Here is a 13,547-nt window from a genome sequence, read left to right as displayed (position 1 = left end):
TATCCGTTGTCAGCAATTAATTGCAGTATTCCTTTAGCAATTTTTCTGCCAATTCAATGATCTTTGCGTTTTAGTTGATTCTTATATAACAAAAAACGCCCAATGTGCCAGTGGCAATGGGCGTTTTTTATTATTTTGTCGCTTTACCACGATTTTTGTAAAATCTCACGTAGCTGTGCTAAAGAGGCTTCTTTAGGATTGTAAATAATGGAACCATCATTGAGTGCCTTTTCAGCAACTTCATCTAACTGGCTTTCACTGACTTTGCCTGTTTCGCGCAAATTGCGTGGCAATTTGGTGAGTTCATACAAATGGTCACGGATGCTATAGAGGGTTTCAATGGTTTTGTTAGTACGTTGATCGGCTGGGGTTTGCGCATAAATATCTGCACCAGCTAAAGGCAGTAACAGTTCCGCAATTTTATCGCCATTCACTGACTTGTTGTACTCAAGCACATAAGGCAAGAACAGGTTCATACACAAACCATGAGGTAAGTGGGCAACTGCACCCAAGGCATGTCCAAGAGAATGTACCAAGCCAACCATGGAATTGGAGAAGGCTATGCCTGCCATGGTCGATGCTTGTGCCAGTTCTAAACGTGCCTGTGCATCTTTTGGGTTATCCAGTACCTTAAACAGATTCTGGCTGATTTTCTTGATTGCTGCGGTGGCATAAGCATCGCTCAGTGGATTTGCCGCCATACACGTATAGGCTTCAATGGCATGCGTCATGGCATCCATAGCAGTCATTGCAGTCAGGTGTGCAGGTAGGGTTTGCGTCATGCGTGGATCTAGAATCGCTGCATGTGGCATCAGGTAGTAAGAAGCAAATGCCATTTTGACATTTTTGACAGGATCAGAAACCACAGCCACCATGGTCACTTCCGAGCCCGTACCTGATGTGGTTGGAATCACAAAAAAGGGCTTCAGCGGTTTAGGTAAATTATGTGCACCTGAATATTTTAATAAATCATCACCACCTTCAGTGACTAAAATATTGGTAGCTTTGGCGGTATCAATGACTGAGCCACCGCCTACGGCAAGTAGGGCATCACATTGATGTTCACGGTAAAAAGCTGCGGCTTTTTTGACAGTTTCTAAGCTTGAATCGGGTGGCACTTCATCAAAAATAAAGCCAATTTCAGCATCGGTTGAGCTAAATGCTATTTCAATTGGTTCAAGTAATCCGTTAGTACGTACGCCTTTATCGGTAATAATCAGTGGGCGTTTTGCACCTAAAGTAGCGAGCTCAAAAGGAATATGTTCTAACGCTGCATGACCTGCAATGACTTTGACTGGGCAGAAAAATTCATAATATGATTTTGTCATGTGCTTATGCGCTCCGTTTTAGAAAGGATTGTGCAAGTTTTAAATAGATCAGGCTGGCGTTGGATAGTTTTTCTTTAAAGCCAAGTTGCTCTGGATATTGTTTGACAGCAAGTGATGCGAGGAGTTTGGGTAAAATTAGCGATTCCATTTTATTTAAGCAACGCACGAGACGGATGGCATAGGAAACATCCCCATCAGCAATCATACGGTCATTGGCAAAGGCACGTGCGGTACTTTCCTGAAATGAAAACACTAAAAAAGCATGTTCTAGATGCTTAAAGATAATGCACAGATCAGGTTTGCCATTCAGATGATCAATCAGTTCAAGTTGCTTGAGCTGATTGACTCTCGCAGTAAAGGCTGGGCCATGTGGGAAAACTTTCATGGATAGCGTGAAGTTTTCAGGGAATTTGGCAATTTCTTGCTGAATTTCAGGGTCAACTTGGCTGGCAATCACCAAGCCGTTGCCAATAACACTCATCATGAGCTTGACATAAGCTTGCTGCATTGCTGGTTTTAACGACTTGCTGAACACATGCTTTTCCTTTTTTGTATTTATTGATGCGAAAGGGTGACTCTAAAAGTGATTATATTTCCATAATCACTTCAATTTCTTTAAAGTACTGAGTTTGTGTTAAATATTCAATCACGTCTTGGCTGAGTTGTGTAAATTTAGGATAGTTTTCTACAAGATCCTGAATACGCACCATTTCCAAACCTGCGTAACCGCACGGGTTAATGGTCTGAAAACCATGCAGGTCGCAGTCAATATTCAATGATAAGCCATGATAGCTGCGCCCACGACGAATTTTAAAACCTAAAGAACCAATTTTACGCCCATCCACATAGACACCTGGTGCATCAGGTTTAGCATACGCTTCGATTTGGTACTTGTTGAGTAGGTCGATCATCAGTTGCTCGGCAAAGCTGACCAATGTACGCACATGCCATTTTAATCGGTTGAGGTCAAACAAAAAGTAAGCAATCATTTGCCCTGGGCCATGCCACGTCACCTGACCACCGCGATCTGACTGCACGACTGGAATATTGCTGCTGACCAAAATATGTTCGGGTTTTCCAGATTGTCCTTGAGTGAGTACATCTTGATGCTGCAACAGCCATAACTCATCGTGAGTATCTGCTTCACGTGTTTCAGTGAATGTCTTCATTTCGGAAAATTTAGCTTGATAATCTTGTAAGCTATTAAAAATACGAATAATTAGTTTTGGTGACTGCTGAAGAGTAGACGCATCCATGGAATGAAAAACCTTATATAAAAAACAAAACCAGATGTTTTAGGCATCTGGTTTAGGATTAAAGCGCAGTTCGGATATGAGGGCAAGCTGCCAAGTCTGCATACAATGCGTGAACTTGCTCAAGTTCCTCAAAACGCAGTTGGGCAGTAATCGAGTGGTATTTCCCTGTACGTGAAGGTTGTACAGCCAAAGTGGTTTCATCAAACTCAGGGAAATGCTTGATCAAGATTTCTACCACAGCAATACGAAGTTCCATACCTGCATTGCCAATGAGTTTAATAGGATAATCCATTGGGAATACCCAAAGGTCTTCACGGAGTTCACGAGAAGGTGTGCGATCTAACATAGGTGCTCTCAGCAGTTGAAACGCCTGCAAGAGCAGGCGTTTTTTAATTCTTTAAAGAGAAGATGGGGATAGTTTCCTGAAAAATCAAGAATCCCGATTAATCATTTTCCAAGAATGAACGTAAGTGTTCTGAGCGTGAAGGATGGCGCAATTTACGTAGCGCTTTGGCTTCAATCTGACGAATACGTTCACGTGTTACGTCAAACTGTTTGCCCACTTCTTCAAGCGTATGGTCAGTTGGCATATCGATACCAAAACGCATTTTCAAGACTTTGGCTTCACGTTCAGTCAAGTTTTCAAGCACTTCACGAGTCGCTTCTTTTAAGCCTTCTGACGTTGCAGCATCCACTGGTGAAGTGATGTTTTGATCTTCAATGAAATCGCCAAGATGCGAATCTTCATCATCACCAATTGGAGTTTCCATCGAAATCGGTTCTTTGGCAATTTTCAGAACTTTACGAACTTTAACTTCATCCATTTCCAGACGTTCACCTAGCTCTTCAGGGGTTGGCTCACGGCCCATTTCCTGTAATAGCTGACGTGAAACACGATTGATCTTGTTGATGGTTTCAATCATGTGTACTGGAATACGAATGGTACGTGCTTGGTCGGCAATCGAACGGGTAATCGCCTGACGAATCCACCATGTTGCATACGTCGAGAATTTGTAACCACGGCGATACTCAAACTTATCGACCGCTTTCATCAAGCCGATGTTACCTTCCTGAATCAAGTCGAGGAATTGCAAACCACGGTTGGTGTATTTTTTCGCAATCGAAATCACCAAACGTAAGTTGGCTTCAACCATTTCTTTTTTCGCGCGGCGTGCTTTGGCTTCACCAATCGCCATACGTTTAGAAATATCTTTGATTTCCTGAACGTTTAGACCAAGTTCATTTTCAATATCTGCAATTTTTTGTTGGAATGCCAAGACATCTGGACGAACTTTTTCCAAATATGGTTTAACGTCTGGAGAAACTTTAGCAAGCTGAGCATCAAGCCATGCTGGGTTAGATTCTTGTTTAGGGAATGTGGTGCGGAACTGGTTGCGATCCATACGGCCACGACGTACGGCATAACGCATGATTTCGCGTTCAGCAGTACGAATACGGTCATGCGTACCACGAATCATTTCAGAAATGATATCAAATAAACGAGGCGTAAATTTGAACATCATAAACACAGTTGCAAGAGTGACCAATGCTTCATCGGCTTCTTTCGAGTTACGACCATGTTGTTGAATCGCTGTTTTGGTTTTGCTCCAAGCTTGCTCTAGCTCTGCAAAACGAACTTTTGCAACTTCTGGATCTGGGCCTGAATCGCCTTCAGAATCGTCATCACCTTCTGACTCTTCTTCCTCGTCATCGTCGTCAAGTTTGACCTCTTTGGCTGGTTTCGATGTATCTTCTTCTACTACATCTGCCAATTCGGTTTCTTCTTCCTCGAGGACTTCTGGAATGTCATCGTCGGTTTCAGGGTCAAGATACCCTGACAAAATATCAGCTAAACGGCGTTCACCAGTGTTAAAGTCTTCGTATTCTTGGAGGACAACTTCAACTGCATTTGGCCAGTAAGCAATCGCATTTAATACATCACGAATCCCTTCTTCGATTCGTTTTGCAATGCTAATTTCACCTTCGCGAGTGAGCAGCTCAACGGTTCCCATTTCACGCATATACATACGAACAGGGTCAGTGGTACGCCCAGGTTCATTTTCAACTGAAGCAAGTACCGCAGCGGCTTCTTCTTCGGCAACTTCATCGGCTGCTTCGGTTGATTCGCCAAACATTGTATCGTCAGATTCAGGTGCGCGTTCGTGAACAGGAATACCCACATCTTGAAGCATTTGAATAATGTCTTCAATCTGTTCGCTTTCCGTGATTGAGTCTGGGAGATGATCGTTAACCTCAGCGTAAGTTAAGTAACCTTGCTCTTTGCCTCGGCTAATCAGAGCCGCTACTTGAGAAGTAGGGGAATGCATATCGCTCATCTTTTGCTTACTCTTTGTTGAATCTGTGGCAGTGAAAAACCGTGCATGATAGCACAATTTGTTTAAAAAATTCAGAAATCATGGGGCAGGCACCGAATTCATGAGATCTTTTGTGTTGTTAAAGTAGAATGAATATTGTGTCATTTTTAATTTTTTCAAGTCCGTGTAATTTTGCGATGAAAAACTCCAGATTCTTAATAAATACACAAAAAAAACGCGGAAAAAAAGCAGATTTTAGTGAGAATCTTAAAAATATAAATGCATAAAAATCTTGACAAAAGCAAATAACTACGCTAAATAGCGCGTAAAACATTTATATTTTTATGTTGAGGTAGTTTGAGTGTCTTCTACAGATTTTGAACTAGATGATAACTACGATGATGACGTTAGCTTTGATGAGGCATCGAATAAAATCAGTGCCAAAGAGTCATTGGAAAAGCGTCGTTTAATTGATGACTTGCTTGCGCAACGCCGTTTGGAGCGCGAGTTGAAAGACTTTGATTATGATTTCGACGACGATGATTCAGGCGATGATGATGCATAAAAGCATTTAGAATATCATCCCTATCAATGCTATGCTCATACTCTAGTAACCAATAATGGAATCAAAATGAGTTCTTTGAATTTAGATCAGTTAAGTGATTATTTAGATGGTGACCAAAACGAATATGGTCTAGATTTTGCGGCAACTCATGGATTTTTATGTGCCATTGCGGTTGGGCCGAAATTTGATACTTGGCTTGATGCTTTGTTTGATGGAAACCCAAATAAAGTGCCGAATGAAATTGTGGCGCAGGTCAAATTGTGGCTCGAACAGTTACGCCAAAGCCTTGCCAATGAAGAAGGAATCGAGTTTCCTTTTGAAATTGAAGAAGCCGATGTAGACTCAAGTTTGGGTGACTGGAGTGTCGGTTTTGTCGATGCCATGTTCTTGAACGAAGAGGCATGGTTTACGCCTGAGTTTGAAGAACAGTTGGTTGATCTGACTTTGCCAATGATGATATTTAGTGGCGTTGATGAAGAAGATGCACAAATGGAATCTTTCCGTCGCAATGGTCAGTTGATGGATGAACTTGCAGAAGAAATTCCAGATAACCTAAATGAACTTTATTTGATGTATCACACACCAAATTAAGTTTGTATGCATGACAAAAAAAGCACCTGTTTAGGTGCTTTTTTTGTTGTTATTTTTCAGATAATTGCAAGGTTATAGGCGTTTACGTTTTGCTGCTGCAATTTGGGATTGGCGCATACGGAAGCCCGCTTTTTGTTTTTCACTGGTTTTGTCGATGCAGTATACGCAAGACACGCCATGTTCATAACTTGGCAGTACTGATTCTTCAGGAGTAAGCGGCCAACCGCAAGCGTGGCATTTAATGTTTTGACCTTCTTCGACACCATGAGTCACAGCCGTACGACCATCAAATACAAAGCATTCACCTTCCCATAAACTTTCATCTGCTGGGGTTTCTTCAAGGTATTTTAGAACACCACCTTTGAGGTGATAAACTTCTTCAAAACCTTCTTGTAAAAGTAAGGAAGTTGATTTTTCACAGCGAATACCACCTGTACAGAACATGGCAATTTTTTTGTCTTTATGTTGCTCAAGTTCTTTTTTTACGTATTCTGGAAATTCGCGGAAAGTCTCGGTTTTCGGGTCAATTGCACCCTTGAATGTACCTGCTTTGTATTCGTAGTCATTACGGGTGTCAATCAGAATGACATCATCACGTGCAATCAGTTCATTCCATTCTTTTGGGTCTAAATAATGACCAACCAAATCGCGTGGTTTAACTTTAACACCTAAAGTTACAATTTCTTTTTTTAACTTGATTTTCATTTTACGAAATGGCTTGTCAGAGCTATAAGACTCTTTATATTCCATTGCGTTAAAGCCTTCATTTATCAAAAAATGATGAATTGTATCAATGGCCTGACGGTCTCCAGCAACTGTACCATTAATGCCTTCATCGGCTACAATTAGAGTTCCGCATAGATTGATCGTTTTAACTAAATCAAGCAGACGTTGCTGCAAATCAGCAGAGTCTGAAATTTCTTTGAATTGATATAGTGCTGCAACAACCCAATCAGCGGTCGCTTGCTGTTCTACAGGTGCAAGCTGTTCTACAGTAGCGTTCATGCGAGACTCCAAATGTATTAAGATAGAAAAACAAGGCGCGTATTTTAGCGTGATTTTACAAATTAAGCGAGAATGGCTCTTGCGAAGGAGAGTAGTTTGAGTAAAGATCGTCGCATTGCGATACTCACCCCATGTGCAGGGCGTTGCTCTACTGTATTTGGTGATCATGTTTGTCGAGGTTGCCGACGTTTTAATCATGAAGTGATTCAATGGAATACTTATACACTTGAACAACAGCATGCGGTTTGGAAGCGCCTGGATTCTCAATTAGATCAAATTTTAGTGCCAATGTTGCCACATGCTAATCTGCGAGATGTTGAGAGTTTTATTGTTTCAAAACGTATACGCTTGTTGCCTGATGCATCACTTGGACGCAAGTTGTACCATGCGCTTAAAATTTGTGAAAAACATCGTCAGTTTGCTCAAGAGAGTGGATTAGGCATTCAGCAGGTACAAGTCAAGCCATTGTGGGATGAGTTTGAACGACGTATATTGGCACTTGCTAAAGCAAGTTATGAATTCGCTTGGCTGCGTGCTGACGGCATTCACTATAGCTTGTTACAGTTGGCAGATGATTAAGCCTGTAAACTCTTTATTAAGCTGAGCATCAGTTGTTTGTTCTGTTCAGCAATTTCGGCTTGAAAGCCTTCAACCAAAAATCGGCTGATCAACCCCTCTAAAAAGTTATAGCACAATTCAGTGACTGCTTGAGGTTGCTTGAGGGTGTTGTGCGTACTGAGCAATAAATTCATATAGCCAGTGCTTATGTTGCTTAGCAAGATTAAGAATTTCAGTATCTTGCTGCGAAGACTCTCCAGCGGCCCGTACAAATAGGCAACCTTTAAAATGATCTTGCTGAAACCACATAACATGCCAGTCAAAAATCTGTTCAATTGCGGCTAAACTTTGAGCCTCTCCAACAAAATCACACAAACTTTGCCGAAACTGAATATCTCGCTTTTTAAGTACTGAAGCAACAAGTTGCTGTTTATTTTTAAAATACGTGTACAGCGTTGTTTTAGAACAACCTGATTCATCTCGAATTAAATCTACCCCAACCGCGTTAAAACTGTGTTGATTAAATAACTGTTCGGCAGTACTTAGAATTTTAGCTGCGGATTTTGACATACTTTTTTATCTTGTAAATGGTACAGATCTGTACCATTTAAATTTTAGTGTGCAAATCGACAAAAATCAATACAGGGGGGGAGTGATGTTGAAATCATTGCAGTATTCAATTTCTGATTTAATGACGGCATTGGTGGGGGCAAGTTTGAGTATTGCCATTTTATTGTATTTGACTCAGCTTTCTCATCAGTTGTGGATTATGGCGCCGTTCGGTGCAAGTTGTGTCTTGCTGTATGCTGCGGCACAGTCACCTTTGGCACAGCCTAAAAATGTGATTATCGGGCATGTGGTATCGGCAGCCGTAGGTTTGGCATTTGTGCATTACGTTCGATTAACATTGTCATGATAGCGTTTGCAGTGGGCTTGGCGATTGTATTAATGCAACTTTTGGGATGTATGCATCCGCCTGCAGGAGCAAATCCATTATTGATTTTATTGAGTACATCATCGGTGCATTATGACTGGGATTTTTTGATTTTCCCTGTGCTGACAGGTGCGGTTATTTTAGTTGTGATTGCTCAACTGATGCATGTTTTACAGCAAAGATTTGAGAAATACGGTGAGAAAAATGCATCACCATCGTTGTGATGATGATGCTAAAAAATTAAATGTGTTGAGCTAAACGATATTGAACCAATTCTTCAATGGTAATGACTGTTAAATGATGAGTTTGAGCATAAGATAACACCTGAATGCCTGCTGCCATTGTGCCGTCTGGGTTGGTTAATTCACACAACACACCTGCCGCTTTTAAACCTGCTAGTCGAGCCAAATCAATCGTAGCTTCAGTGTGACCGCGGCGAGTTAAAACACCACCTTCACGTGCGCGTAATGGAAATACGTGTCCAGGGCGATTTAAGTCGCTGGCTACAGCACCATCTTTGGTTGCAGCACGAATGGTGGTCACGCGGTCTTTTGCAGATACACCTGTTGTCACGCCTTCAGCTGCTTCAATGGTGACGGTAAATGCGGTATGGAAATGACTAGAGTTGTTGCTCACCATTGGTGGAAGTTCTAGGTGGTCAGCAAGCTGTTCAGTTAAGCATAAACACACAATACCTGAGCCATCACGAATCATGCGTGCCATGGTTTCCACATTGAGAGTTTCTGCAGCAATGACTAAATCTGCCTCATTTTCACGGTCAAAATCATCCATGACCAAAACAGGTTTACCTTGACGGATGTCTTCTAAGGCTTGTTGAATGCGCTGATCAGCAGGAGCTAGGCTGGAAAAAAATAATTCGGGTTGAATTAAAATAGACATAATGAAACGCTCACGTAATTTAGATACAGGAACATTTCAGGACTGATCGAAAAAATGGGGTCGTGACAAAAGCTTGAAAAGTGAATCTTCTGAAACGTCGACTTCTTTCATCCGGACTATACCGTCGGCTTTGGATTTGCACCAAATCTGCGAATGACACCAGTCATTGGCTCGCGGGCTTACTCATATTGAGCTTACCGCCGGTGGGGAGTTGCGCCCCGCCCTGAAGCGATGTGACAAAATTATAGCGTCATTTTTTGTGAAAAATCATCCTTTCTATAGAATGATTCGTACTATAAATATTAAATAATCTGCTATGAGCGGTAATCTGAGCATATCGAAATATGCTCATGATCAAAATCAAAAAATTTAAGCAACCTGTACAGGAATACAGTTGGCTGTATGGTTGACCGTATTGTCAGGATTAGCATAGACAAGGCGCGGTTTATGTACATTGGCTTCTTGTTCATTGAAGTCGCCAAATGTTGCAATAATCACGATATCACCCACTTCAGCCTGATGCGCAGCGCCACCATTAACAGAAATAATACCTGAATGATCTTCACCACGGATTGCATAGGTTGAAAAACGCTTACCATTGGTGACATTCCAAACATGAATTTCTTCATATTCACGAATGCCTGCCAAATCCATTAAAACGCCGTCAATTGCGCAAGAACCTTCATAGTGAAGTTCAGCATGGGTGACGATTGCGCGATGGATTTTGCATTTTAATAAACGTGATAACATGCAAATATCTCCTCGATTTGCTCAGTTTGCTAGAAAAAAGGCATTCAAAGACTTAAGAGATGTGCATAAAGATGCCATCAGAGATTGAATTTATGGTTTATAGGCATTGATTTGATTCATGGCTTGCGAAACTTGACCTTCAACCAAAAGCTGAGTTTTCGACAATGCATGATCAATTGCTGCATCTATAAGATCCTGTTCACTTTTAGGTGCTTTACCTAAAACATGACCAGAAACACGTTCTTTAGCGCCAGGATGTCCAATACCAATTCGTAAACGATGAAAATTGGCACCGATATGCGGAACAATGTCACGTAGACCATTGTGACCACCATGACCACCACCTGTTTTTAGGCGGATCACACCAGGGTTCATATCCAGTTCATCATGTGCAATTAATATTGCTTCAGGCTGAATTTGATAAAACTTGGTGAAGGGAACGACACTTTGCCCAGAACGGTTCATAAATGTGGTGGGTAGTAACAAACGGACATCATGACCTTCGATGCTACCACGACCGCTGATCCCGTAAAATTTTGGATCTGCTTTTAAACTAATGCCATAACGGTCTGCGAGTTGCTCAACAAACCAAAAGCCAGCATTATGTCGGGTTTGGGCATATTCTTTACCAGGATTGCCCAAACCGACAATGAGCGAAATTTTAGTCACGAAACTACGCTCTCACTTACCATTACGCGCGTTTGAAGTCAGCGTGCATAGGAGTGTTTTTTGCTGGGTGACGTTGAAGCGCTTGAATTTTAACGCTTTCAGTTTTGTCACCAACTTTGATTTCTACAACTTCAGCAAAGAAAGCGTTGCTTTCTAGAGCTTTAACAAGTTCACGAAGTTGTAAAGTTACAGATACAGGTTCTGCGTCACCACCGTAGATGATAGCAGGAACTAATGCTTCACGACGAAGGCGGCGGCTCGAACCTTTCCCTTGTTTGTCTTCAGCACGTGCTTGAGCATTTAATACGAAATTAGCCATGAGATATCCTCATTAAGTTACGAAACAGCTAGATTTGCGACCAATCTAGCTAATAGAAAGCCCCGCATTATAGCAGGGCTTTAGGAAAATTGTGCAGCTATATTATAAATAGCTGTCAAACATCGCGCTGATGGATTCTTCGTTGTTAATACGACGAATGGTTTCAGCAACCATGCTTGCAACAGAAACTTGACGAATTTTACCCAAATCAATGGCTTCTTGTGATAATGGAATGGTATCAGTTACAACCAACTCATCAATCACAGAGTTACGTAGATTGTCGATCGCTTTGCCCGAAAGCACAGGGTGAGTTGCATAAGCAACAACACGGCGTGCGCCAAACTGTTTAAGCGCATCTGCTGCTTTGCATAAAGTACCAGCAGTATCGACCATATCATCTACAATGACGCAGTCACGATTTTTGACATCACCAATTAAGTGCATCACTTGAGATTCATTCGCTTTTTGACGACGTTTATCAATGATTGCTAAATCAATATCACCCATCTGTTTTGCAACAGCGCGTGCACGAACAACACCGCCAACATCTGGTGATACTACCATCAGGTTGTCATGTTGTTGTTGACGTAAGTCAGCAAGCAAAGCAGGTGTGCCGTAAATGTTGTCGACAGGAATATCGAAGAAACCTTGAATTTGGTCAGCATGCAAATCGATCATCACAACACGGTCAATACCAACAGTAGTGAGCATGTCAGCAACGACTTTAGCTGTAATCGGCACACGTGCAGAACGTGGACGACGGTCTTGGCGAGCATAGCCAAAGTAAGGGATAACAGCAGTAATACGTCCAGCGCTAGCACGACGAAGTGCATCAGCCATGACCAAGATTTCCATCAGGTTATCATTGGTTGGGGCGCAAGTAGGCTGAACGATGAAAACGTCCTTACCACGTACATTTTCAGTAATTTCTACAGCAATTTCACCATCAGAAAAACGGTTAATTGAAGCAGAGCCTAAAGGAATGTGTAAATGGCTTACGACTTTTTGAGCGAATTGTGGATGAGCATTTCCACTAAAAACGACAAGATTGGGCATGAAGCACCCTTGGCGGTTGGTGTGTTGTTTAGGAGAATCTGGCAGGGGCGGCTGGATTCGAACCAACGGATGGCGAGATCAAAACCCGCTGCCTTACCACTTGGCGACGCCCCTAATATGTGGCAGAACTTTAAAGTTTTTACTCTGTTTTGTCAAGGACAAATCACAAGAGGTTCTTCTTTAATTTCTGTCTTTTCAAATAATGGCAGGGGCGGCTGGATTCGAACCAACGGATGGCGAGATCAAAACCCGCTGCCTTACCACTTGGCGACGCCCCTAAATTCGATAATTGCAATGGCAGGGGCGGCTGGATTCGAACCAACGGATGGCGAGATCAAAACCCGCTGCCTTACCACTTGGCGACGCCCCTATAATGCAAAAATCTTCAGATGATGGCAGGGGCGGCTGGATTCGAACCAACGGATGGCGAGATCAAAACCCGCTGCCTTACCACTTGGCGACGCCCCTATAGTACTACCTGTATGTCACACAAAGGAGATTTATCTAAGCTTTGTACCAAGTAAGCGTTACATGGTGCATTGCGAACAATTTGCTCTGTTTGCATATCAGGAGTGACTTCAACAAAAACACAGGCACCTGTTCCTGTAAGTTTTGCAATACCGAACTGATCGAGATATTGCATTGCTTCATCAACTTTAGGATATAAACTTCTTGCGATTGGCTCAAAGTTATTTCCGAAATCCGATGGCTTTCGCTGATAGGCGCAAAATTTAGAGGTCTTGGAATCTCTTGTCAATGTTTTTTGTGAAAAAAGCAGTTGAGTGCTGATAAAACAATCAGGTTTAAGCACAATGAACTGTTTTTTAGGCAAATTGATGAATGTAATTTGTTCACCGATGCCTTCAGCCCATGCATTGTGACCATGCACAAATACAGGTACATCTGCTCCTAAACTTTGCCCAATCTCTGCCAGTTGCTGAATATTTAAGCTGCATTTCCAGAGTTGATTGAGTACCAAGAGTGTCGTTGCTGCATTAGATGAACCACCGCCTAGACCCGCACCCATGGGAATATGTTTGTCTAAATGGATATTTAATCCGCAAAAGTGCTGGGCAAAAGGCTTGAGTTTTTCAGCAGCTTTGAAAATCAGATTGTCTTTCTGCTCGACACTAGATAAACCATCGAGGCAAATGTTTTGATTATCATTAGGTTCAAACTCAAGCCAGTCATATAAATCGATGAGTTGGAAAATGGTTTGCAATTCATGGTAACCATCGGCTCGTCGACCAGTGATATGTAAAAAAAGATTAAGTTTTGCAGGGGAAGGAACGCGAATCATA

The 13,547-nt window shown here is 42.0% G+C and carries 15 protein-coding genes, 4 tRNA genes, 2 pseudogenes and 1 riboswitch; of the genes and pseudogenes, 4 read left to right on the top strand and 17 right to left on the bottom strand.

The window, feature by feature from the left end; translation table 11 throughout:
* Positions 1-143: 143 nt before the first annotated feature.
* The 5 genes from E0H77_RS04735 to rpoD form a co-directional block, all read right to left on the bottom strand.
* Complete coding sequence (locus E0H77_RS04735; RefSeq protein WP_131375409.1) at positions 144-1,328, bottom strand: iron-containing alcohol dehydrogenase; 1,185 nt, start codon at positions 1,326-1,328, stop codon at positions 144-146.
* Positions 1,329-1,332: 4 nt separating this feature from the next.
* Positions 1,333-1,836, bottom strand: a complete 504-nt coding sequence (locus E0H77_RS04730) for a hypothetical protein (RefSeq protein ID WP_131375503.1) — start codon at positions 1,834-1,836, stop codon at positions 1,333-1,335.
* 79 nt (positions 1,837-1,915) lie between these two features.
* Positions 1,916-2,584 carry a lipoyl(octanoyl) transferase LipB gene (gene lipB, locus E0H77_RS04725; protein ID WP_131314491.1) on the bottom strand — a complete coding sequence of 223 codons (669 nt, stop codon included), beginning with the start codon at positions 2,582-2,584 and terminating at the stop codon, positions 1,916-1,918.
* Positions 2,585-2,642: 58 nt separating this feature from the next.
* Complete coding sequence (locus E0H77_RS04720; protein WP_131314490.1) at positions 2,643-2,930, bottom strand: YbeD family protein; 288 nt, start codon at positions 2,928-2,930, stop codon at positions 2,643-2,645.
* 97 nt (positions 2,931-3,027) lie between these two features.
* Positions 3,028-4,977 carry an RNA polymerase sigma factor RpoD gene (gene rpoD, locus E0H77_RS04715; RefSeq protein WP_228258292.1) on the bottom strand — a complete coding sequence of 650 codons (1,950 nt, stop codon included), beginning with the start codon at positions 4,975-4,977 and terminating at the stop codon, positions 3,028-3,030.
* Between the two features lie 283 nt (positions 4,978-5,260).
* Here rpoD and E0H77_RS04710 point away from each other — a divergent pair, with 283 nt between their 5' ends.
* Positions 5,261-5,464 carry a PA3496 family putative envelope integrity protein gene (locus E0H77_RS04710; protein ID WP_004751071.1) on the top strand — a complete coding sequence of 68 codons (204 nt, stop codon included), beginning with the start codon at positions 5,261-5,263 and terminating at the stop codon, positions 5,462-5,464.
* 66 nt (positions 5,465-5,530) lie between these two features.
* Positions 5,531-6,055, top strand: coding sequence for a YecA/YgfB family protein (locus tag E0H77_RS04705; protein ID WP_131375404.1), 525 nt, complete (start codon positions 5,531-5,533; stop codon positions 6,053-6,055).
* A gap of 72 nt (positions 6,056-6,127) precedes the next feature.
* Here E0H77_RS04705 and trhO read toward each other — a convergent pair whose 3' ends face one another.
* Positions 6,128-7,060 (bottom strand): oxygen-dependent tRNA uridine(34) hydroxylase TrhO, encoded by a 933-nt coding sequence (gene trhO, locus E0H77_RS04700; RefSeq protein WP_131375402.1) that lies wholly within the window; start codon positions 7,058-7,060, stop codon positions 6,128-6,130.
* A gap of 96 nt (positions 7,061-7,156) precedes the next feature.
* Here trhO and E0H77_RS04695 point away from each other — a divergent pair, with 96 nt between their 5' ends.
* The gene (locus E0H77_RS04695) at positions 7,157-7,639 is read left to right on the top strand and encodes a DUF1289 domain-containing protein (RefSeq protein ID WP_131375400.1); all 483 of its coding nucleotides are present in this window, start codon (positions 7,157-7,159) and stop codon (positions 7,637-7,639) included.
* On the opposite strand, the pseudogene E0H77_RS04690 reads toward E0H77_RS04695, so the two are convergent.
* Positions 7,636-8,188 (bottom strand): annotated as a pseudogene (locus tag E0H77_RS04690) (TetR/AcrR family transcriptional regulator). The gene E0H77_RS04695 and the pseudogene E0H77_RS04690 overlap by 4 nt on opposite strands.
* Positions 8,189-8,273: 85 nt before the next feature.
* On the opposite strand from E0H77_RS04690, the pseudogene E0H77_RS04685 reads away from it, so the two are divergent.
* Positions 8,274-8,776, top strand: a pseudogene (locus E0H77_RS04685) (HPP family protein).
* A gap of 16 nt (positions 8,777-8,792) precedes the next feature.
* Here the strand turns inward: E0H77_RS04685 and ribB are convergent.
* From ribB to ispE, 10 genes are all read right to left on the bottom strand, one after another.
* Positions 8,793-9,452, bottom strand: coding sequence for a 3,4-dihydroxy-2-butanone-4-phosphate synthase (gene ribB / locus E0H77_RS04680; RefSeq protein WP_131375398.1), 660 nt, complete (start codon positions 9,450-9,452; stop codon positions 8,793-8,795).
* A gap of 95 nt (positions 9,453-9,547) precedes the next feature.
* A riboswitch (FMN riboswitch) is annotated at positions 9,548-9,686 on the bottom strand.
* A 135-nt stretch (positions 9,687-9,821) separates the two neighbouring features.
* The gene (gene panD, locus E0H77_RS04675; protein WP_131314481.1) at positions 9,822-10,202 is read right to left on the bottom strand and encodes an aspartate 1-decarboxylase; all 381 of its coding nucleotides are present in this window, start codon (positions 10,200-10,202) and stop codon (positions 9,822-9,824) included.
* A 90-nt stretch (positions 10,203-10,292) separates the two neighbouring features.
* Complete coding sequence (gene pth / locus E0H77_RS04670; protein ID WP_131375396.1) at positions 10,293-10,871, bottom strand: aminoacyl-tRNA hydrolase; 579 nt, start codon at positions 10,869-10,871, stop codon at positions 10,293-10,295.
* Between the two features lie 22 nt (positions 10,872-10,893).
* Positions 10,894-11,190, bottom strand: a complete 297-nt coding sequence (rplY, locus tag E0H77_RS04665) for a 50S ribosomal protein L25 (RefSeq protein ID WP_131375394.1) — start codon at positions 11,188-11,190, stop codon at positions 10,894-10,896.
* Between the two features lie 102 nt (positions 11,191-11,292).
* A complete protein-coding gene (locus E0H77_RS04660; RefSeq protein ID WP_131314475.1) occupies positions 11,293-12,246 on the bottom strand; it encodes a ribose-phosphate pyrophosphokinase in 954 nt (317 codons plus the stop codon).
* A 39-nt stretch (positions 12,247-12,285) separates the two neighbouring features.
* Positions 12,286-12,360: transfer RNA gene (locus E0H77_RS04655), tRNA-Gln, on the bottom strand.
* An 89-nt stretch (positions 12,361-12,449) separates the two neighbouring features.
* Positions 12,450-12,524 (bottom strand) — tRNA-Gln (locus tag E0H77_RS04650).
* 17 nt (positions 12,525-12,541) lie between these two features.
* Positions 12,542-12,616: transfer RNA gene (locus tag E0H77_RS04645), tRNA-Gln, on the bottom strand.
* A gap of 23 nt (positions 12,617-12,639) precedes the next feature.
* Positions 12,640-12,714 (bottom strand) — tRNA-Gln (locus tag E0H77_RS04640).
* Positions 12,713-13,546, bottom strand: coding sequence for a 4-(cytidine 5'-diphospho)-2-C-methyl-D-erythritol kinase (ispE, locus tag E0H77_RS04635; protein ID WP_131375392.1), 834 nt, complete (start codon positions 13,544-13,546; stop codon positions 12,713-12,715). Before ispE ends, E0H77_RS04640 begins: the two co-directional genes overlap by 2 nt.
* Position 13,547: the final 1 nt, after the last annotated feature.

The sequence above is a fragment of the Acinetobacter brisouioides genome (genome assembly GCF_004331075.1).
Taxonomy (GTDB): domain Bacteria; phylum Pseudomonadota; class Gammaproteobacteria; order Pseudomonadales; family Moraxellaceae; genus Acinetobacter.
The sequence above is the reverse complement of the archived record's forward strand: the minus strand, read 5'-3'. Positions and strand labels throughout refer to the sequence as shown.